This window comes from Bacteroides sp. 90-K9/2 (assembly GCF_047310725.1).
GTDB classification, from domain to species: domain Bacteria; phylum Bacteroidota; class Bacteroidia; order Bacteroidales; family Bacteroidaceae; genus Bacteroides; species Bacteroides vicugnae.
In genome coordinates this window covers 270,219-291,539 of record NZ_JBCGVL010000002.1, presented here as the reverse complement: position 1 = coordinate 291,539, position 21,321 = coordinate 270,219, and the positions used below count along the sequence as shown (strand labels likewise).

Annotated in this window: 11 protein-coding genes; 2 read left to right on the top strand and 9 right to left on the bottom strand. The window is 40.0% G+C overall.

What is annotated here, in order from left to right; genetic code table 11:
- Window positions 1–373: 373 nt before the first annotated feature.
- From AAHJ11_RS08575 to AAHJ11_RS08560, 4 genes are all read right to left on the bottom strand, one after another.
- A complete protein-coding gene (locus tag AAHJ11_RS08575) occupies window positions 374–3,616 on the bottom strand; it encodes a glycoside hydrolase family 2 TIM barrel-domain containing protein (RefSeq protein ID WP_320974708.1) in 3,243 nt (1,080 codons plus the stop codon).
- A gap of 41 nt (window positions 3,617–3,657) precedes the next feature.
- Window positions 3,658–7,290, bottom strand: coding sequence for a hypothetical protein (locus AAHJ11_RS08570; RefSeq protein WP_320974709.1), 3,633 nt, complete (start codon window positions 7,288–7,290; stop codon window positions 3,658–3,660).
- Window positions 7,291–7,325: 35 nt separating this feature from the next.
- Window positions 7,326–9,137, bottom strand: a complete 1,812-nt coding sequence (locus AAHJ11_RS08565; RefSeq protein WP_320974710.1) for a glycoside hydrolase family 105 protein — start codon at window positions 9,135–9,137, stop codon at window positions 7,326–7,328.
- A gap of 200 nt (window positions 9,138–9,337) precedes the next feature.
- Entirely contained in the window at window positions 9,338–10,618 is a 1,281-nt protein-coding gene (locus tag AAHJ11_RS08560; protein WP_234131782.1) for a hypothetical protein, read from the bottom strand.
- Between the two features lie 333 nt (window positions 10,619–10,951).
- Between AAHJ11_RS08560 and AAHJ11_RS08555 the strand changes: the two genes are divergently transcribed.
- Complete coding sequence (locus AAHJ11_RS08555) at window positions 10,952–12,904, top strand: NPCBM/NEW2 domain-containing protein (RefSeq protein ID WP_320974711.1); 1,953 nt, start codon at window positions 10,952–10,954, stop codon at window positions 12,902–12,904.
- Between the two features lie 404 nt (window positions 12,905–13,308).
- Here AAHJ11_RS08555 and AAHJ11_RS08550 read toward each other — a convergent pair whose 3' ends face one another.
- Window positions 13,309–13,836 (bottom strand): RNA methyltransferase, encoded by a 528-nt coding sequence (locus AAHJ11_RS08550; protein ID WP_148367689.1) that lies wholly within the window; start codon window positions 13,834–13,836, stop codon window positions 13,309–13,311.
- A gap of 490 nt (window positions 13,837–14,326) precedes the next feature.
- On the opposite strand from AAHJ11_RS08550, the gene nadA reads away from it, so the two are divergent.
- Window positions 14,327–15,265: a quinolinate synthase NadA gene (gene nadA / locus AAHJ11_RS08545; protein WP_320974712.1), complete on the top strand. Its 939-nt coding sequence runs from the start codon at window positions 14,327–14,329 to the stop codon at window positions 15,263–15,265.
- A gap of 151 nt (window positions 15,266–15,416) precedes the next feature.
- Here the strand turns inward: nadA and AAHJ11_RS08540 are convergent, their stop codons facing one another.
- The 4 genes from AAHJ11_RS08540 to leuS form a co-directional block, all read right to left on the bottom strand.
- Window positions 15,417–16,259 (bottom strand): flagellar motor protein MotB, encoded by an 843-nt coding sequence (locus AAHJ11_RS08540; RefSeq protein WP_217723008.1) that lies wholly within the window; start codon window positions 16,257–16,259, stop codon window positions 15,417–15,419.
- A 165-nt stretch (window positions 16,260–16,424) separates the two neighbouring features.
- Window positions 16,425–17,006, bottom strand: a complete 582-nt coding sequence (locus tag AAHJ11_RS08535; RefSeq protein WP_320974737.1) for a non-canonical purine NTP diphosphatase — start codon at window positions 17,004–17,006, stop codon at window positions 16,425–16,427.
- 47 nt (window positions 17,007–17,053) lie between these two features.
- Window positions 17,054–17,971: a YitT family protein gene (locus AAHJ11_RS08530; RefSeq protein ID WP_148367686.1), complete on the bottom strand. Its 918-nt coding sequence runs from the start codon at window positions 17,969–17,971 to the stop codon at window positions 17,054–17,056.
- A 93-nt stretch (window positions 17,972–18,064) separates the two neighbouring features.
- Window positions 18,065–20,899, bottom strand: a complete 2,835-nt coding sequence (gene leuS, locus AAHJ11_RS08525) for a leucine--tRNA ligase (RefSeq protein WP_148367685.1) — start codon at window positions 20,897–20,899, stop codon at window positions 18,065–18,067.
- Window positions 20,900–21,321 lie beyond the last annotated feature (422 nt).

Sequence of the window (21,321 nt, the reverse complement as noted above, 5' to 3'; positions counted from 1 at the left end):
TAATAAACTCAAACAACGTTTCTAATAAACTCTTCAAAAATCTATTAGAAACGATAAAGCTGTTTATGCATAAACAATAAAGATATTTCAATAAAATAAATATCGTAAGAAACAAACAACCGTGTACTATATATATAAACGATAAATTTATGATACATACACACTATTCCATTTATTATACAAATACACTTTCAGGACCGTGTACAGTTGGCCATTTTCATCACTGAATTCTAAATGACCAATGCTACACCTTATTCTGACGAGAGGATTGAAAGTTCCTGAAAAAAGAAATCACCTTTGCTACGATATGCTGTAGCAAAGGTGATTCATTAGATCAAGACTTTTCGGACGACCCTTTTATAAATTTAAAAGCTTACTGGACAGCCTTTTGATTAAGAACCGGATAAATACAAAAGCTAAAAGACACAGGTTCTGCAAAAAGTACATATTGTTCGAGTGGGGGAGGTCCGCAACTCCTATTACCAATCGGATATGTTTTATAATCGATATTCCACGTGACGTTGTCAGTACGCTTTAATTGGCTCTCATCTATAGCTTCAGACAGGTTTTCAAGGGAGTAATGCATTACGCTGGATTCAATAAATGGCATACCTTCAACAATAAGTCCAATTCCCTCATTGTCGGTCAATGAAACCCATGAACAATGATATTTGTTTCCATTCTCTTGAGGATACGCATGATGCGTAAACTGTTCATCTACAGTTCCTGAGAATTTACCCAAACGAGCTCCCGAATGTCTGTCGTTATATGTGTCATACGGTCCGTAGCCATACCATGAAAAAGTATCATTGCCAGACTTTACAGTCATAGTATAGCCTATACGGGGGAAGCTGATTATATTGCCAAATGGCTTCAGATCAGTATCTATCTGTACTTTTCCGGAAGAATCAACAATATATTTAGTGATATATTCCACATACGACTTATTTCCCGTTTTTTGTGCAATAAATGTTGTTGCCACACTGACTGTACCATTCTTTTCTTCAGTCAGCTTAAACGATTTCAATTTATGTTGCAAACTATCCAGTCCGGCTTCTACCCATTGACGAGAAATTTCATTCTCTGTTTTAGGACGGTAACCGCCATCATTATGGGTCGGAGCCCGCCACAGATTGATTCGAGGACCTCTCTCCAAAAATTCCTTACTACCTACGATCCAACTTTGAATGAGCCCCGTTTTCTTGTTGAACACAATATTTATACGATCATTATAAATACCTATTTCATTCGCTTTCTTCTGTACAGTCAGCTTTCCGCCATTTCCTGTGTTTCCTTCCACCGTAGGATTTACCTTTCCTTCTTGCAAGGTGAATTGCTCCCATGCGATTTCAAATCCCTTAGGTGCCCAAATAGTACCCTTCTTTAAATAAGCACTGATTTCGAGTATGACTTCCCCTTTCTGTCCGGAATCAGGATATCCGGTATCTATTTTCACTCTGGCAGAAGTGCCCGGAAAAGCCTCAATATCGGTCAATTCGCCATTTTTTATCAATTCACCGTTTAGCATTAATTTCCATGAAAAACGAAATGTGGAAAGCGGCAGATAATTATACTCGTTTCTGATGGTCAGTTCCCCGTTAGAATAATCAAAACGGATATGCTGATAGATTTTCTTACATTCATTAATAGCCGGCTTTATTTTCCGATCGGCAAAAACAAGCCCATTAGTGCCGTTAAGGGAAGAGAAATATTCTTTTCCTGTTACACTGTCTTTTCTAATTACACTCTGATCCACCCAATCCCAGATATAACCACCTATCAGACGTGGGTATTTTTTCACTGCATTCCAGTATTCCTGATGATTACCCAATGCATTACCCTTCGCGTGAGCATATTCGCACATCAATACCGGACGTGTTTCACCTTCTTGAGTAGCAAGCTTTATAATTCCTTCTACAGACGGATACATAGTACTGACAACATCTACAGCCGGAGGTTCGGGAGGATTCACTGCCGGACGGTTGGTCTTCATAAAATCAATGCCATAACCATATTGTCTTGAACCTCCATTGTGCATATAGGCCTCAAAATGTACAAGGCGGGTAGGATCGTAATCTTTAACCCATGAGGCCCGTGCAGCATTGTTTGCTCCGACACCCGATTCGTTCCCCAACGACCAGAAAATAATAGACGGGTGGTTCTTATCTCTTTTTACCATCCCGGCAACACGTTCCATTTGAGCAAAAAGCCACCACTCATTATTTGAAAGTTCAGCATCAGCTCCACAGGTTTCCACATTTGCTTCGTCCATGACATAAATGCCATATTCATCGCACAAATCATAAAATGCCGGATCTGCAGGATAATGGGAGGTCCTTACGGAATTAAAACCGAACTGCTTCATTAAAGTCACATCCTGTACCATTCTTTCATAAGGAACGGTTTTTCCTTCCCATGCGTCATGATCGTGCCTGTTTACTCCATAGATGTATTCGCGTTTTCCATTCACGCACAGTTCATGGTTGTTCTTGAATTCAACTTTGCGAAAACCGATACGGGAACTTCTTGCTTCTACTACGTTACCTTTATGATCCTTTAATGTCAGGACTATGATATACAAGTTAGGCGTTTCGGATGACCATAACAAAGGTGCCTTTACATTCGTTTCCAGATATTTTGCCAATGAAAAATTCTGTTGATACTTTTCGGTCGTAATCGTCTTGACCGGCATTGACATATCCACTCCGAGGGCAGGAGTACCCTCTTTGGTGTATAATCTGGCTTCAAGCATCCAGTCGGAAACATCTACCGTTTTCTTGCTGGATATGACAGGCCGTATACGCAGTTTTGCGTCTTTATAATCTTTGTCCAAATCTGTAATTACAGCAAAGTCCTGTATGAAAACATCAGGGCGTGATTCAATATAAACATCCCGGGTGATGCCATGAAAGCGCCAATGGTCCTGATCTTCAAGATACGAGCCATCACTCCATCTCAACACCTGGACAGCCAATTGGTTCTTTCCTTTTTTTAGAAAAGGAGTCATATCAAATACTGCAGGCAGAGTACCGCCATCTTCATTATAACCGACTTTTTTTCCGTTGACATACAAATAGAAAGCCCCTCTGACTCCGGCAAAATGAATCAATACATTCTGTCCCTCCCATGATGCAGGTACTTCAAACGTCTTCCGGTATAATGCTATATGATTATCTTTACGTGGCACAAACGGAGGATTGACAGGACGAAATTCATAACCTTGTCCACAATAAACCTGATCGCCATATCCTTTCATTTCCCAGGTAGACGGAACAGGTATATTGTCCCAGGAATCATCATTTGTCTCTACTTTCATAAAATCAGACGGAAGATTGTCCCAATCTGTAATAAACTTGAATTTCCATGTTCCATTCAATGACTGATACCGGGAGGACGAAGAGCGTTTTACTTGCAACGCTTCTGTTTCAGTAGGAAATGAAATAGATGTTGCACCGTATGGTTCCCTGTTAATACTGTTGATTAAAGGGTTTTCAAATTCACTTTGCCCGAATCCTATGGGTGGCGTAGCATAGCTATCACTGCCATCAAAAGGTATTTGTGAAATCCCTTTAGCAGCCAGACATAATAGAAATATGATTATTAGTTGTTTTTTCATTTTCATTCTATCACTTTCAATAATTATCATTCCGATATCCTTTATTTCTCTACTCCAAACTCAACCTCGTTTGCCCAATGCTCTTTCCAGTCCGGATGGAATGCTCTGGAGTTTTTCTTCGAAACACTTCGTCCGCGTGCTATTTCCATACAAGCAGCCCCGGCGCCATCATCATTGATTCGGGCAGAGAATTTAATTTTATCGCCTTTATCAATGGCTTTTTTCACATCCGGTATTTCGGACCATGGAATGGCACATTCATAATACAATGTATTACCTTCACGTGTGGTAATCAATTTTCCATCTTTTACAGCCCCGTCAAATGGAGATTTGGGTTGGCGAGGATAGAAGTGTTTTCGCGGCATACCCGGAACAAGCATTCTCCATATTTCAAAACCACCGCCATATTCGGGAGCAACAGTATTCAAGGCGTATTCATAATCTGTACATTTATAACCGATGTAACGCGGCATGGTGCCTTTCGTTTCAGCTTCCATACCATCTTCGCCGATTGGAATTACATTGAAAGCAATAAGTATATTATCCGTTGCTATCCCATTGGTGCCATCCGGTAATGTCGGTCTTTTACGGTAAGTGAAACGACGTACCTGTTCCGGCCATACCAAAGGAACCAAATCATCTTGAGAAACAACATTGCAAGTAACATCTTGAGGCAAAGAAGAATCTGCACCAATCAAATAATATCCTAATTTCCCGTATTTACCAATCCAGTTTCCGACAGTATCAAAATCACGGTTTACAAGTTTTGCTGAAGCACCGGTATTACCCGAGTTAACAACATTGTCTGATGAATCAAAAAAGATACCTGATAATTTTGTTGTGTACCACCAACCATAAGATGAACAACGTATGCGCACATTACCACATAAATCCAATGTCAGATAAGTACCATTCCATAGCTTGTCTATCTTGGTAGAAAGTAATTCTTTGCCACTTTCTTTGTCATAAACAGTAACAGATAGCCCATTCTGATTTATACTTGGGAAATAAAGAGAAGTGCGGACATATTTATCTTTTGGCAAATGAATATCCATACCCATCGACAGAGTAGTAGATGTATTTTCCATATAATTCATCATGCGCCCTTTTGCCGAAGGCAATTGCAATGCTTTTGGATCGGATTCTGCCGCAGGCTGTGTCACTATGGTAGAATGCATGGCATATATGGTCTGCATATAAGCTGTGTCAGGATAGAAATAATCATCATCATTGCGAGTCTCAAATCTCAATGTTCCCTTATTGGGAGTTTTGTCCGCAACTTTTGCTGCAAAATAAAAATAGTCATCATCGTAAGCCAGGTAGGTATGTGCCAATCCTTCCGCATTACTATCAAACTTTTGATATGGATACCATGCAGCTTCCGTCAAAGAAATGCTGGCCTTGGAAGAACCTTCTATCGTTTGTGAGATCATATTTTGCCAGTCATTCAGATTACCATCTATCTTCATTGTTTTTTTTGCAATGTAATTGACATGCATATTTTCCCAATGTACGGCGAATCCATCTTTTCCGGCATCGAAATGAACTTCAAGCGGATAGTTATTGTCTACACTGGCAGTCCCATTTGCCACTTTCACTCTGATTATTTTTGTCTCATTAGGCTTAAACGATACATTCTGCGGATAAGATATATCCAGATTACCAATAGAAACAGACAATACACCTTTCACCGGACGATTGAGGATATTGGTCAGTTGAAGTTCCATTTCCGGTTTGCTGGCAATGGGAGCTGTAAAGTCTTTCGCAATTATTTCTATAGGTTCATACCCCACGATGTCTGCCTTACTAATGGCAGAAACAAGTTTGTCAAAAGCTCCCTTCTCACCATTTACACGCATATAATATCCCTGATAATTAAGAGGGATTTCGTAGATTCCATTTTTAGGAGCAATGACATTTCCATAGAAATCATAAAGCAGGAAGGAGGGATTGGCTTTCAATATCATTTTCCCGTCAGTAATGGGATAGTAGGTATTCAGTTCATTTTCTATCTTTTTACGTTCAGCACTATTTGCAGGTAATGTTTTCAATTTATGATGCAAGTCGATTTTTTTTCTCGCTTCGCTTAGGCTACGCACATTTCTGAAAAGGATATTCTCTGCACCGAATGCTTCACCCAAATCTCCGGTAATCACAATTGTTCCGTCGTCTTTCTTATTTTCATACCCATCAAAGATCATTACCCAAGGCAACCCATTTTTAAAAAGAAGCCTGTCAAACTCTCTTTCTCCGATCATACTTTGTGCTGCTCCCACAGCAGCTGCCGCAGACCATGTATTGTGGAGTTTAGGCATTGTCTCCTTTCCTTTTTCGGTACGAACCTCCATACTACGCACTGACCGGTTCGGATCCCCGGAATACATATAACCTCCAAATATACCCATCGATCTGTCATATCCGGCGGAACGGTTGGCTGCAATAACAAGCCCCACACGGTCGTCGGTATTTCCTACCCAACTTTCGGTATCCCATATTTTCACACGCCCCTTGTTATCCTTACGCTTATTCCACTCGGGATATAATACCGGTGCCTCCATACCTTGATAGTGAATGGAGAGAAAATCAAAGATTGGCAACATATCCATTGTTCCATCAGCAAAAAACTTATCCAACGCATTCGAATTAGAGTCGCCTCCTCCCACAAGAACATCTATGTTTTTCTTCCGGGCTTCAAGCACCGCTTCAGCCATTTTCGTATATATCTCTTTATATCTTATCATATCAGCCTGCCAACCGGATATGGAAGTTCCTTCCCACGGTTCGTTCCACAAACAGACAGCCGTTACCGGTCCTTTGGGCCAGCCAAAATCAAGACATAATTCTTTTACGAATTTCTTAAAGTCTTCATCCAATTCGGGAAGCCATACCAAATCCTGCTTCGTATGAAGAAATTTTCCATTCTCATCCAAATGCGGCCTGGTAGTACCCAAAGGCATGGACTGTGCCATACGTCCCTCACCAAACATCAGCATAACAGTGATATTGTTATCCATGAAATCTTTCATCAATCTCTTCAACTCTTGTCGGAATCCTTGATAATCCGAACTATTAGTCGATACGAAAGGAATACCGTAGCGAATGGACTGAACACCTACTCTATTCAAAAAATCTACTCCCAAATAATCCAAAGATTGTTTGGGATATTGCATTTTCACTAATGACGGCTTCATGCTATAGACAAAACTTGTACCCAATCGACGCCCGTACTTTCCAAGATCAAACACAACGGCATATCCTCCAAAATCCTTAATATCGTCTACCGATACAGACGTATTGACATAGCCATTCGGCGAGATTGATAGGTGAACAGGAATCACTTTCTCATAATCAAGCTTAATCATCTGGGGCAACCAAATATCATTAGGGATTCCTTTCGTTCCATAGCGAAAGATATGTACTTTCGCATCTATATCTATTGATTGTGATGTGTTATTAATCAACTGAAACTTGAGCCGGATATCATCCTCCGGCCAAAAAACATTAGCAGGAGCAGACGATTCTATCAGATTTACATCGAAATCATAAAATCTTAGTCCATTTTTTACACCCATTATTTCTTCGTAGCCTACCCAGTCTTGGGGGTCTTTCATCTGTGCTGCCAATGTCGAGACAAGCATGAAAGACAAAGCCATTAGTACAAGTATCTTTTTCATAATATTATATTTGGATATCTATTTTTTTACATCAGTTATTTGGCGTATTCATCCATCATTCGCTGGACTTCTATACCTGCAAATATGACGGCAAACGATCCATGTGTATCATCATCGAAAAATGGACGGTTCATATAATAGTTTACATCTTCAGTACACATGGTTCCTATACAGATTTTATGTACCGTTCCATCGTCTTCGATCTCGGATGCCACTGCATCCCATCCTTTCAATGCAATTGGTATGAATTTTTTCTTATCCAGCCAGCCATACCTGATACCGCGTGCTATACCCATTGTAAATATGGCCGTACCCGAAACTTCCTTGGGAGAATCGCTACGATCGATTACATTATGCCAGAATCCGTCAGGACTCTGATATTTTATCAGAGAATAGACAAAAGTCTGATATTGCTTGAGTATTGCTTTGTATTTGGGATGACTCTTAGGCAATGCCATCAATACGTCAGACATAGCCCAAATAGCCCATCCATTGGCACGTGACCAATGAGGTAGTTTAATGCCGGGGCGTGATGTATAATTAGCATGCATATAAAGACGAGTGTCTTTGTTCCATACATGTTTCGTAAAATCTATAATCTGATTGGCTGCATCATCGAAGAATATCTTTCGCAACTCCGGTGAATTGCTATACAATCCAGCTTGTATCAAGAAAGGAATACCCATAAACATATCATCTACCCACACTGTATATTTTTCCGGTGTATCACGGGTATAATTGGTCATTCCTTCACTTCTGATTTGCCCGAAACGTGCATAGTTTGTCATTTTATCGATGTATGCCTGATAAATGTCTCTATTCTTAAAATCCTTATCTGTACGCAAACGGTATAGAATGGGAAGTGAGGGAGCTAATGTAAAATCAAGTAATGTGGAATTAATTACCATCGCATTGGCTGAATTATATGCCCGCAAATTGTTGACTTGATAGTCAACAAATGGCATGCCTTCCATTTGATAGTCGCAGAAGTCAGTTGCCCATTTGGTATATTTATCTGCTCCGGTCAGTTCACCAAGTTGCTGCATGGCCCAGGCAACACCTCCATTATGGTAATTCCATTGGTAAGTAGTTCCCCAAACTTCGGGATCTATCATCTCTCCGAGTACCTCTATTTTAGGAATTGTCCAAGTCACCGGACAATGAAGTCCTTTATACATATATCCAAACTTGAATTCCTGTTCCGGTTCATGCACTACGTCAATGCCACCCCGAAAAGGTCCGATAATGAGCCAGTTGGTAAGGTTGGATACTTGTTTATCAACATTATTCAAATTGGTTAAACCTATTTGAGGATAACTTCGGACAATGGATAAAACGGCATCATTATCACTTGGTGGTTGTAAGAACACACACCATTCTTTGCCGAAAGTGGCCGACTTTATTAACACATTGTTATTACCACTTTTCAACGGAAGCAAGAATGAAGAAGTCATCTGCATACTTCGTTCTCCGCGGTTTATCTTAATATCCCGCTTCCCTTTATTTTCATAAACCAGTTGTCCGTTACACCAGATTTTACAGGCATCGTTATGCTCTGTTTCTACACGTATGGTGGTATCTCGGGGAAACGATAGCTGTGTATAGGCATAGGCCACAGCTTCTTGTCCCAAACCGAAGGTACGCCCGAAATCCACAAAGTTTAACGTGTTGAAAGAAGTACTACGAGAAGCAAGTCCCAGCTTGTAAGCAAAGGGAGTTTCTCTAATCAATTTATCACCAATCTTCTTTACTTTTTCTACAGGTGATTCTTTGCTCTGTTGAGGAAAAGCAGTGCCTACCCCCAACAATGCAGATAATAACAAGCATATCCATTTCTTCTTTTTCATCGGATCATTTCAGATTATATAGATTTAGTTAACGCGCCCAACAGGACAATGATAACAATTGCAAATCTATCCCAAATCATCCGCAACCATGCAAACAAAAGGCTAAGAAAAGAGAGAAAAAGGTAAAACAAAACAGGAACAAAATATGAACAAAACAAGACAACCACCTATGTATAAGATGGTTGTAAGAAAAGAGAGTACTATTTTCTTTTATCTGAATCGAAGTTTTCTTCATATACAACCTTACCATCAAGATTGTAGACTTTCACATAATCTACAGCTCCGCATCCCTTAAATCTTAACGTAAGTTCATTGGCATATCCCAAAGGTTCATTATAATCCATACCTAACACTTCTTCTCCATCTACGTAGAAGGTAGTTTTCTTATTCACTACTTTAATAGTCATGACATGCCATTCGGAAGAGTTAAAATTAAACCGGCTTAAGTTGTACTCATCTCCCTTAATTGTATTTTCTCCACTGATGAATTTTATATAAGCATATCCGTTTTCATTCATAGCAAAGCCATGCATAGCTGTATCCGAATGTATATACATGATAATATCCGAGCAAGGAACAGCATTCTCCTGTTTTGAATTGCGAACGCGTGCCTCGTATATGAAATTATCTCCGTCTATCAACTTTTCTTTATAAAACACATAACTGACAAACATGTGGTTAGTATGCGCTTCTTGTGGGACATTTTCTATTGGTAAACTTACATATCCCGAATCATTGTAAGCCTGCTCCATCGGAAAAACTCGAAATATTTTCTTTCTTTCCTCACGGACGAAAACCGACCACCCCGTCTTGCGGCACTCCACCGGAATGGTCTTTATAATTCTATCTTTATACTTCAGATGACAGAATGCTTCACCTTCATATATATAGGTGGCATTTATCTTATCTATATTTTCATTTAGTTTTCTTTCGGATACATCCCCATTAGCTTCTTCATATACAACAGTGATATCTTCAAATAATGAAGCTGGTATATGATAGGAGAATGTGACTGTAAGCGGGCATATTCCTTTTACTTGTGAAGTGGTAAATTCTATTTTTGAAATCAGATATTCCACATACATATCCTTTAATTTATATGTATACAACATATATCCGACTATTGCCAATAATAGTATAGCAGTAAAATTTACATACCATTTATTTTTCTTATAGATACGATTCGATACCTCTTCCGGATCTTTTGTCACTTTATTCGACGTGTTATCCAGCTGGGAACTATTTACATTTTTTTCTGTGTCATCTGTATGCTCCTTTGTTTCTTCAACAACGTCTTCCGTCTGGATACTGATAGCCTCTTCTTTCTTCGTTTTCTTCATTACAAAGTCGGTATACCCCGAATAACCTAAGAAACGACATAAAGCATCTTTTGTCGCCAACTGTGGATTGCCTGTCTTCTGCTGAAAAAATCGTTTAAGTGTATTAGCATTTACATCGATCTTCGTTGTTTCGAAGATCATATTTTCCAGTGTTTTAAATTGATTTAAGTCCCAGGACTCCGAAGAACCCCACGACTCTAATAAAATATTATATTCTTTTATTATTTCCTTTATGTACCTTTTATCCTTATATTCGTCCATCATTTATATTAAAATTAAACACGAACTAATTATTTAGAAATAAAAATCCGCTGTGAAAATACAAATAAAATCTAGTAATTGTCAAGCATAAAGTGGTTTATTTGCGTTTTGTCTGGATTTTGTTCTCATTTTATTCTCTTTTTTATTTAACTTCACCAAGCATATCCAATACTTTTGCAGGAAAGAATTTATTTTGTACTAATTTCAAATACAATGAAAAAATACTTCTCTACATTATTAATCATACTACTTTCGAGCTTTACAACTGCTCCCCGTATAGTATGGTTAGATGAATTAGATCTCTCTAACGTCGATCAATCTGCAGGTAAAGCAATAGCCAATCAATCAATGTGGAAAACACCACTTTCTATTGCCGGAGAAAAATTTGACCGGGGTGTAGGTACACATGCCGCAAGCGTATTCCGCATAAAACTTGACGGCAAAACAATCTCCTTCAAGGCATCTGCAGGAATAGATGACTCGGCACCCGAACACGAATTAAAACAAGCCAGTGCTGAATTTATAATTTTAGGAGATGGTAAAATCATCTGGCGAAGTGGAATCATGCATGCAGGAGAAAAAGCAAAACAAATAGATATTTCTACTAAGGGTATAAAATCTCTAATCCTACATGTCGATCATGCAGGAGATGGAATAGCCGGAGATCGTACCAACTGGGTAAATGCCAGATTTGAAGTTAAAGGTGTCGATCCTGTTTCGGTAAAAAAAGAACGTGAACAGGAATACATCCTCACCCCTGCTGTTGCAAAACAACCTATGATTAATGCTCCTTATATATATGGTGCCCGCCCGGGAAATCCATTTCTGTTTACAGTACCTATTTCAGGAGAAAGGCCACTGAAAATAACTGCAACCAATTTACCCGAAGGATTATCCATCGACAGCAATACTGGCATTATTACAGGAAAAGCAATAAATCCGGGAACCTATACTGTTCATATCTCCGCTAAAAATCAATATGGAGAAACTAGTAAAGACTTGACTCTTGAAATTGGTGAAAAGATAAGTCTGACTCCTCCTATGGGCTGGAATAGCTGGAATGTTTTCGGAGCAGACATTGATGACAAGAAAATAAGAAGAATGGCCGACCGGATGGTAGAATTAGGACTCGTCAATTATGGATATGCTTATATAAATATTGATGATGGATGGCAAGGTGCACGTGGAGGAAAATACAATGCAATAATGCCGAACGATAAATTTCCGGATATGAAAGACCTTGTTGATTATGTGCATAGTAAAGGACTCAAAATAGGAATATATTCTTCTCCGTGGGTACAAACTTTTGCAGGGTACATTGGCAGCAGTGCTGATACACGTGATGGTAAAGTTATCAATTCAAGCCGCAGATATGGAGAATTTTCATTTGCCAAACAAGATGTAAAGCAGTGGGCAGAATGGGGATTCGATTATATTAAGTATGATTGGGTAACTAATGATATAGCCCATACAGCAGAACTATCATATCTTTTACGTCAATCGGGAAGAGATATTCTGTATAGCATCTCCAATGCTGCCCCATTTGAACTGGCAGAAGACTGGAGCAATTTAACAAATGCCTGGCGGACAACAGGAGATATTTATGATTCCTGGTGTAGTATGACTACCATAGGTTTCCTTCAGGATAAGTGGCAACCATTTGCCAAACCAGGCAGTTGGAATGACCCGGATATGCTCATTGTAGGAAAGGTTGGCTGGGGAAAAAATATACATCCTACACATTTATCTCCTGATGAACAATATACGCATATCACTTTATGGAGTATTCTGGCAGCGCCTTTACTGATAGGATGCGATCTGGAACAGATGGATGATTTTACAATGAATCTATTAAGTAACAGAGAAGCAATAGCCATCAACCAGGATATTGCCGGTATACAAGGTAGCAGAGTATATGCTGATAATAATAAAGAAATTGAAATATGGAGTAAACCGCTAAAAGATGGTTCCATAGCAGTCGGATTATTCAATCTATCCGATAATAAACAGAACATATCTATTTCCTGGGATCAACTGAATATTCAAGGTAAACAGAAAATACGTAATCTTTGGGAACAAAAAGACAAAGGCATTTACATCAATAAATATCAATCTGATGTACCTTCACACGGAGTACTTTTTATAAAAATAGCACCTGTAAAATGAAACGACTTGATATAATTTGCAGGTAAAGACAAACTAACAGATCTGAATTACACATTCGATACTTATCAACCGACTCTATTAACTATGGTTAATAGAGTCTGGTTATAACCTTTCTTATTCTGGACTTACCAATATTTATCTTGCTTTTACAAAACGTATATAAGCAATATGCAAGAGCTATAGATGCTACTCGCAGGAACTATATGTCCAACGTGCAGCGCATATATGTCCAATACGCAGGATATATATCCCCTGTAAACAGCATCTATATATCCTGCAAAGAGTATAATCACATCACTTGGATTCTATACTTATGAACAATCAAAGACCTATTGATTATTAGTATATTAACTATGATATAAACCAGTTATAAACTACTTATTAACAAATGAAGTTTTAAGCCATTAACGTAGCTTTTTGAACAAATCCCAAATTACAATACCGGTAGTTACAGAAACATTCAACGAGTGCTTCGTACCATATTGAGGAATCTCTATACAGCCATCTGAATGGTTAATAACCTCCTGCTGCACTCCCTTAACCTCATTTCCCATCACGATAGCATACTTCTTGGTTTTATCTAACTGAAGTTCATCCAACATGATACTTCCTTCTGCCTGCTCTACGGAATAAACGATATATCCCTCTTTTCGGAGGTTATCAACAGCTTCAACAGCGTTATTAACATACTTCCAGTCAACAGTGAACTCTGCTCCTAAAGCTGTCTTATGCATTTCAGGATGTGGAGGAGTGGCTGTTATACCACAGAGATAGATGCACTCAATGCGGAAAGCATCCGAAGTGCGGAACACAGAACCTATATTGTGCAAACTACGAATATCGTCCAGCACTACTACCAGAGGCAGTTTTTCAACCTGTTTGAACTCTTCGGCACTAATACGGTTCAGCTCTGTTATTTTCAGTTTACGCATACGTCTTTTCTTTTATTACGTTCTTGCTACAAAGGTAATTCTTTTCTGTTAACAGAGGTGTTGATAACGGTTTAAAACCTGTCAAAACTATCGGCAAAGATTTTGAAAAATAATTCTTGCATTATTCAAAAGAAGATATATGAGGTACTCGTTATGAACATTCCAAAAAATAAAATCAAAACTTTCCATGCAGACATAAACATATTTTTCAGCACTTATCTATCTGTTTATATCCATAAAGTTTTTAACTTTGCACTTTATCAACAGGGAGTTAATAGCAAACTGTCTATTGCCGGTACTCTCATTGATAATGAAGTGAATAGATAGGATATCTTCTTCTTTTTTCCCGTTCATAACGGACTCATAAAGCAGAAGCATGGACTAATAACTTATCCGGCAAGAAAAAACGGATTTATTTGCTAACACTATTAACAGGCTATCATTACTAACAAAGGATTTTTTTTAAAAGGAAAGAAATAAGAATATTATTATGAATGAACTCATAAAGACTATTAACGAGCTGAAGAAAGAAAAGAATGCAATCATTCTGGGGCATTACTACCAGAAGGGTGAGATACAGGACATCGCTGATTACGTCGGCGACAGTTTGGCATTGGCTCAATGGGCGGCCAAGACGGAAGCGGACATTATTGTGATGTGCGGTGTTCACTTTATGGGTGAAACGGCGAAAGTGCTTTGTCCGAACAAGAAAGTGCTGGTGCCTGACATGAATGCAGGTTGTTCGTTGGCGGACAGTTGTCCGGCAGATAAATTTGCGCAGTTTGTCAAAGAGCACCCCGGATACACGGTTATTTCGTACGTCAATACGACGGCTGCCGTGAAAGCGGTAACAGATGTAGTGGTGACTTCCACTAATGCAAAGCAGATTGTGGAAAGCTTCCCCAAAGATGAGAAAATAATCTTTGGCCCGGATCGGAATCTAGGGAATTATATTAACTCGGTTACGAACCGGAATATGTTGCTTTGGGACGGAGCCTGTCATGTGCACGAACAGTTCTCGGTTGAAAAGATTGTGGAACTGAAAGCACAGCATCCCGAAGCATTGGTGTTGGCACATCCCGAATGTAAGAGTACGGTCTTGAAACTGGCTGATGTAGTAGGTTCTACGGCCGCTTTATTGAAGTACGCCGTGAATCATCCTGAAAATACATATATTGTGGCTACCGAATCGGGTATCTTGCATGAGATGCAGAAGAAGTGTCCGCAGACTACGTTTATTCCTGCTCCGCCGAACGATAGTACGTGTGGATGTAACGAGTGTAGCTTCATGCGATTGAATACGCTGGAGAAGCTGTATGAGTGTCTGAAGAATGAGTCACCCGAAATCATAGTAGATCCGGAAGTGGCGAAGAAGGCTGTGAAGCCGATTCAACGGATGCTGGAGATTTCGGCTAAATTAGGATTGTAATTTGTTTTAAAACAGTTCTAGTAATTGGATTGAAAGTATTCGGTTAATAACTATATAGAGAATTGTTAATTGTATCAATATGGGTATAATAAAAATCGAGCATCTCATGTTAATTCTGAAATGCTCGATTTTTATATCTAATAAGATTCATTTATTTAGCCTCTTCCGAAGTCTGCAACATCTGAAATAACTTATCCAGCTTCGGAGCCATGATAATCTCCGTACGGCGGTTTTTGCTTCTGCCTTCTGCTGTTTCATTATCGGCAACAGGCATATATTCACCACGGCCGCTGGGTTGTATCTGCAGAGGATTCACATGATAGTTCTTAATCAGGATACGAACAACAGAAGTAGCACGAATCACACTCAAATCCCAGTTGTCTTTAAACTGCACCGTGTTGATCGGTTTGTTGTCGGTATGTCCCTCGATAAATACATCAATGTCTGTCTGCTTGTTCAACACTTCGGCTAGTTTGCCAAGAGCTTCTTCACCGCGCTTATCCAGGCGGGCACTTCCTGATTCGAACAGTAATTTATCCGACATGGCTACATACACTTTCCCATCTTTCTCACGAATGGTCAGTTCGTCGGTGCTAAAGCCCAGCAATGCATCTTTCACGCTGCTCAATAGTTTCTGCACTTTATCATTTTGAGCATTAATCATATCCTGCAGCTCGTTGATAGTGCGTTCTCTTTCGCTAAGCTCATTTTTCTTCTGGCTTAACAGGGCGTTCAGTTTTTCCTGTTCAGTCATGTTCACATTCAACATACTTTGATACTGACGGATACTGTTTCCCATTTGAGTTGTATCACGCAACAGGCTCTTGATTTGTGCTGACATCTGGTCGCCTGTGTTACGGCAGTCGGTCAATAGTCTTTGTAAACTATCTTTGCTTGTGGTAGCTGCCATTTCTGCGAGCATAAACTTCTTTTTCGTTACACATGAAGTACATAATAGTAACGTCAGTAGAGTAAATAATGTAACTTTCTTCATTGCGTTTTATTTTTCTGCAAAGTAATAATTTTCTTTGGAAGTAATCAATATTTCTTTTATGAAACTCTGTATCATATAGTTAAGAAATACACAAAACTCGAATCGACTGTTGATGGATTCAATGATGTCAGAGTAATAAATTGGACGAAACGATAGTCAGAATAATCAGCGTTGCAGAAACTCGCAAAGTTTCTCTACAGCTAATGCCCGGTGACTGATTTTATTTTTAATATCGTTTCCCAGTTCTGCGAAAGTTTTATCATAACCATTCGGTCTGAATACAGGATCGTAACCGAATCCGGAATCACCCCGTTTTTCTTTGATTATTTCGCCTTTTATCACTCCTTCGAAGAGATACTCCTTTCCATCCAGAATGAGAGAAATGGCAGTGCGGAATTGTGCTCTGCGATTCTCTTTTCCTTCCAGCTCGTGAAGCAGTTTGAGCATATTGGCTTGTGCGTCGTGTCCTTCTCCTCCTGCATAGCGGGCGGAATAGACACCGGGAGCTCCGTTCAGCGCTTCTACTTCCAGGCCGGTGTCGTCGGCAAAACAATCCAGGTGATAATTGTTATAGATAAAAGAAGATTTCAACAGGGCATTGCCCTCCAGTGTATCGGCTGTTTCGGGAATGTCGGTCTGGCAACCGATATCATTGAGACTTAGCAATTCTACTTTGTCTCCCAGTATAGCAGCAACTTCTTCCAGTTTATGAGCATTATTGGTAGCAAATACAAGTTTGCGTTTCATCATTTTATTTTTTGTTTTAACAGAGTTGTTCAATACTTATCAACCGGTTATTTTACTTTGAGTTTATCAAATCCTTCACCATACACACCGATTACGGAGCTTTGCGAAATGAATGCGTTCGGATCAATACGTTTTACCAAACGGAAGATTTCGAGTGACTGACGCTTTTTGGCAAGCACTACCAGCACCTTCACGTTGTTTTTACTGTACCATCCCGTACCGTCGAGTATGGTTACTCCGCGGTTGGTATCTCTAATAATATGGTCGGCTATTTCGTCATATTTCTTGGAGAAGATGAAAAATTGAACCGATTGACGGGCACTGTTGATAATCCAGTCGAGTACGACACCGATAATGAACAGGGTGACGAAGCCGAAGATAACCCGGCGCCAATCATGGAATATAAAATAACAGGAACCGATAATGAATACATCACAGATCATAATCATTCGTCCGAGTGATACATCTCTGTATTTATTAACAACAGCAGCGATAATATCTGTTCCACCCGTACTTCCGTTGTAGTTGAAAGTGATGCCCAAACCTACACCACACATGGCCGCACCGATAATACAAGCCATGAAGTCTTGTCCTGCACCGAGCAGCAACGGTTTGCCGTCAGGCGTCATATCCGGAGCTACAACGTAGTTATTTACTATTAACTGAAAAAGCCAAAGCAAAAAGGTCAACACAAAAATAGCATAGGTAGTCTTTATGCTGAATCGCGGGCCCAATATCCGGATGGCAAATGTCATCAGCACTGCATTTATGATGAAGTATGACCATTGGATTGGAAATCCTGTTGCATAATATATAATAGCCCCGATACCGGTAGTTCCTCCGGTAGTTATCTGATAAGGTAACAGGAATGCAGCCCATCCCAAAGAATAGCTTATCAATCCGAGAGTGATGTAGATATAATCTTTCACTTCTCTCATTACTTCCGCTTTTGTTAGTTTATGCATAGGATTTATAATTATGTTAGGCACGGATTACGCGGATAACACGGTTTAGAATTTAGAGTCAATCAGAACCGTGTATCCGTGCCTAATTTGTTTTTAAACAACAACGTTTACAATCTTTTTCGGAACGACTATGACTTTCTTCGGAGTCTTGCCATCCATCCACTTCTGTGAACGTTCATCGGCTAATACTGCCGCCTGGATAGCGTCCGAAGCTTCATCTGCTGCAAATTCCATATTGAAACGTGCCTTTCCGTTGAAAGAGATGGTATAGTTGATGGTATCTTCTTTCAGATATTCTTCGTTGTATGCAGGCCATTGGGCGTCACATACGGAAGTTTCGTGTCCCAGTACATCCCACAACTCTTCGCTAACATGCGGAGCGAAAGGTGCAAGAGTGATAATGAGCTGTTCCAGAATCTCTTTTTTGCTGCATTTCAGGTTGAAGAGTTCGTTTACACAAATCATGAATGCGCTGATAGATGTATTGTAAGAGAACTGTTCAATATCACCTGTCACCTTCTTAATCAATTTATGAAGGCTCTTCAATTCTTCTTTCGTTGCAGGTTCGTCCGTTACCAGATATTCGTCTGTACGGCTGTAGAACAGCGACCAGAATTTGCGGATAAAACGGTGTACACCGTCAATTCCGTTGGTATCCCACGGTTTGGATTGTTCTACCGGGCCGAGGAACATTTCGTACATACGAAGTGTATCTGCACCGTATTTTTCAACAATCATATCCGGATTGACAACATTGAACATGGATTTACTCATCTTTTCAACTGCCCATCCGCAAACGTATTTTCCGTCTTCGAGGATAAACTCGGCCGTTTTGTATTCAGGACGCCATGCCTTGAATGCTTCCAGATCCAAAATATCATTAGATACGATATTTACGTCTACGTGAATAGGAGTAACTTCGTACTGATCTTTCAGGTTCAGCGAAACGAAAGTATTGGTGTCTTTGATACGATATACAAAGTTACTGCGACCTTGAATCATTCCCTGGTTTACTAACTTCTGGAATGGTTCTTCCATGATAGATACACCTACATCGTGCAGGAATTTATTCCAGAAACGAGAGTAGATCAAGTGTCCGGTAGCATGTTCGGTACCACCTACATAAAGGTCTACATTCTTCCAGTACTGATCGATTTTCGGATCAACCAATGCTTTATGATTACGTGGGTCCATGTAACGGAGATAATATGCCGAAGAACCGGCGAATCCCGGCATGGTGTTCAGTTCCAGCGGGAAGACGGTTACATTGTCAATCTTCTCATTTTCTACTACACATTTGTTTACTGTGTCCCAAGCCCATTTGGTAGCGTGTCCCAATGGAGGTTCACCTGTTTCGGTAGGCAGGAATTTAGCTACTTCCGGAAGTTCCAGTGGCAGACAGCTTTCGTCGATCATGTAAGGCATTCCGTCTTTGTAGTAAACAGGGAACGGTTCGCCCCAGTAACGCTGGCGGGAGAAGATAGCGTCGCGCAGACGGTAGTTCACTTTCACACGGCCCAGATTATGTTCTTTTACATATTTCTTGGTTGTTTCTATTGCTTCTTTGATCGTCAGTCCGTTCAGCGAAAGATCGCAATAAGGAGTGACATCAGGACGCGGAGAGTTGCAAACGATCCCTTCTTTGGCATCGAAACTTTCTTCGCTTACATCACAACCTTCTACCAACGGACGGATTTCCAGCCCGAAATGTTTGGCGAATGCATAGTCGCGGCTATCATGAGCAGGTACAGCCATAATAGCACCTGTTCCGTATCCGGCCAATACGTAATCGCTGATCCAGACGGGCACTGCTTCACCTGTGAACGGGTTGATGGCATATGAGCCGCTGAATACACCGGTAACACTGCGGTCGGCGATACGTTCGCGTTCCGTACGTTTTTTGGTACGGTCGAGGTAAGCATCTACTTCTGCTTTTTGTTCAGGAGTCGTTAATTGTGCTACCAGTTCGCTTTCCGGAGCCAATACCATGAAGGTGACACCGAACATGGTATCTGCGCGAGTGGTGAAAATGGTGAATTCGAGATCACTGTCTTTTACTTTGAATTGCACTTCAGCACCTTCCGAGCGTCCAATCCAGTTTCTTTGAGTTTCTTTCAGAGAATCTGTCCAGTCGATTGTATCTAATCCGTCGAGCAGGCGTTGTGCGTAAGCAGATACACGCAGACACCATTGACGCATTTTCTTTTGTATAACGGGGTAACCACCACGTTCGCTCACTCCGTCCACTACTTCGTCGTTCGCCAATACAGTTCCTAATTCAGCACACCAGTTTACCATGGTTTCACCCAGATAAGCGATACGATAGTTCATCAGGATTTCCTGCTGTTCTTTTTCGCTTTTGGCATTCCACTCTTCGGCAGTAAAGCTGATTTCTTCACTGCAAGCAGCGTTTAATCCTTCGTTTCCGTAGATTGCAAAAGCCTTTTCCAATTCTTCGATAGGACGGGCTTCCTGTTCATCGTTGCAATAGTAGCTATTGAACATTTTTTGGAAGGCCCATTGTGTCCAGTGATAATATTCCGGGTCGCAAGTACGGATTTCACGGTTCCAGTCGAAAGAGAACCCTATCTTATCCAACTGCTCGCGGTAACGGTCGATATTTTTGACGGTAGTGATTGCAGGATGCTGTCCGGTTTGGATGGCATACTGTTCTGCAGGCAGACCGTATGCGTCATATCCCATCGGATTGAGTACATTGAAGCCTTGCAGTCGTTTGTAACGGGCATAAATATCGGAAGCAATATATCCCAGCGGGTGTCCTACGTGTAGGCCGGCTCCTGATGGATAAGGGAACATGTTTAGTACATAAAATTTTTGCTTCGAATCCTCTTCCGTAACTTGGTAGGTTTTCTCTTCCACCCACCTTTTCTGCCACTTCTTTTCAATTTCTCTGAAATTGTACTCCATAGTGATAAAGTTTTTATTTATAGTGATTTATACTGTTATTTCTAATTCGAGGCACAAATTTACGTGTTTATTTTCAGATAACCACGCTTTCCCTATTGACTTTCTTATTTTTATTTCGTATATTTGGGGAAATTAAAAATAGAAAACGAATGATGAAAGATATAAATATTGTGACATAAGTTCAATAGGTGGATGTGCGAAATGCATAACATAGGATAACGAATGGGCAAGAAACTGTGAAGGTTCTTGCCCATTTTTGTTGCAATAATTCTATTTCAGGTATTAAAAGCGTCAAAAAAGAGTTTATAATAAACTTGGATACCATTTATAATAAACCCCTTCGTTATTTATTAAAAACTTGAATAGAGTTTATTCGATTTCGAGGTTTTCGTGTAAAGAAGAAAGAATGACTGCAATGAATA

Excerpts from the sequence above, each read along its gene's own strand:
- AAHJ11_RS08570 (WP_320974709.1), bottom strand. The coding sequence starts at position 7,290 with ATGAAAAAGATACTTGTACTAATGGCTTTGTCTTTCATGCTTGTCTCG.
- AAHJ11_RS08550 (WP_148367689.1), bottom strand. The coding sequence starts at position 13,836 with ATGCGTAAACTGAAAATAACAGAGCTGAACCGTATTAGTGCCGAAGAG.
- AAHJ11_RS08530 (WP_148367686.1), bottom strand. The coding sequence starts at position 17,971 with ATGCATAAACTAACAAAAGCGGAAGTAATGAGAGAAGTGAAAGATTAT.
- AAHJ11_RS08540 (WP_217723008.1), bottom strand. The coding sequence starts at position 16,259 with ATGAAGAAAGTTACATTATTTACTCTACTGACGTTACTATTATGTACT.
- AAHJ11_RS08555 (WP_320974711.1), top strand. The coding sequence starts at position 10,952 with ATGAAAAAATACTTCTCTACATTATTAATCATACTACTTTCGAGCTTT.
- leuS (WP_148367685.1), bottom strand. The coding sequence starts at position 20,899 with ATGGAGTACAATTTCAGAGAAATTGAAAAGAAGTGGCAGAAAAGGTGG.
- AAHJ11_RS08565 (WP_320974710.1), bottom strand. The coding sequence starts at position 9,137 with ATGAAAAAGAAGAAATGGATATGCTTGTTATTATCTGCATTGTTGGGG.
- AAHJ11_RS08575 (WP_320974708.1), bottom strand. The coding sequence starts at position 3,616 with ATGAAAAAACAACTAATAATCATATTTCTATTATGTCTGGCTGCTAAA.
- AAHJ11_RS08560 (WP_234131782.1), bottom strand. The coding sequence starts at position 10,618 with ATGATCTTCGAAACAACGAAGATCGATGTAAATGCTAATACACTTAAA.
- nadA (WP_320974712.1), top strand. The coding sequence starts at position 14,327 with ATGAATGAACTCATAAAGACTATTAACGAGCTGAAGAAAGAAAAGAAT.
- AAHJ11_RS08535 (WP_320974737.1), bottom strand. The coding sequence starts at position 17,006 with ATGAAACGCAAACTTGTATTTGCTACCAATAATGCTCATAAACTGGAA.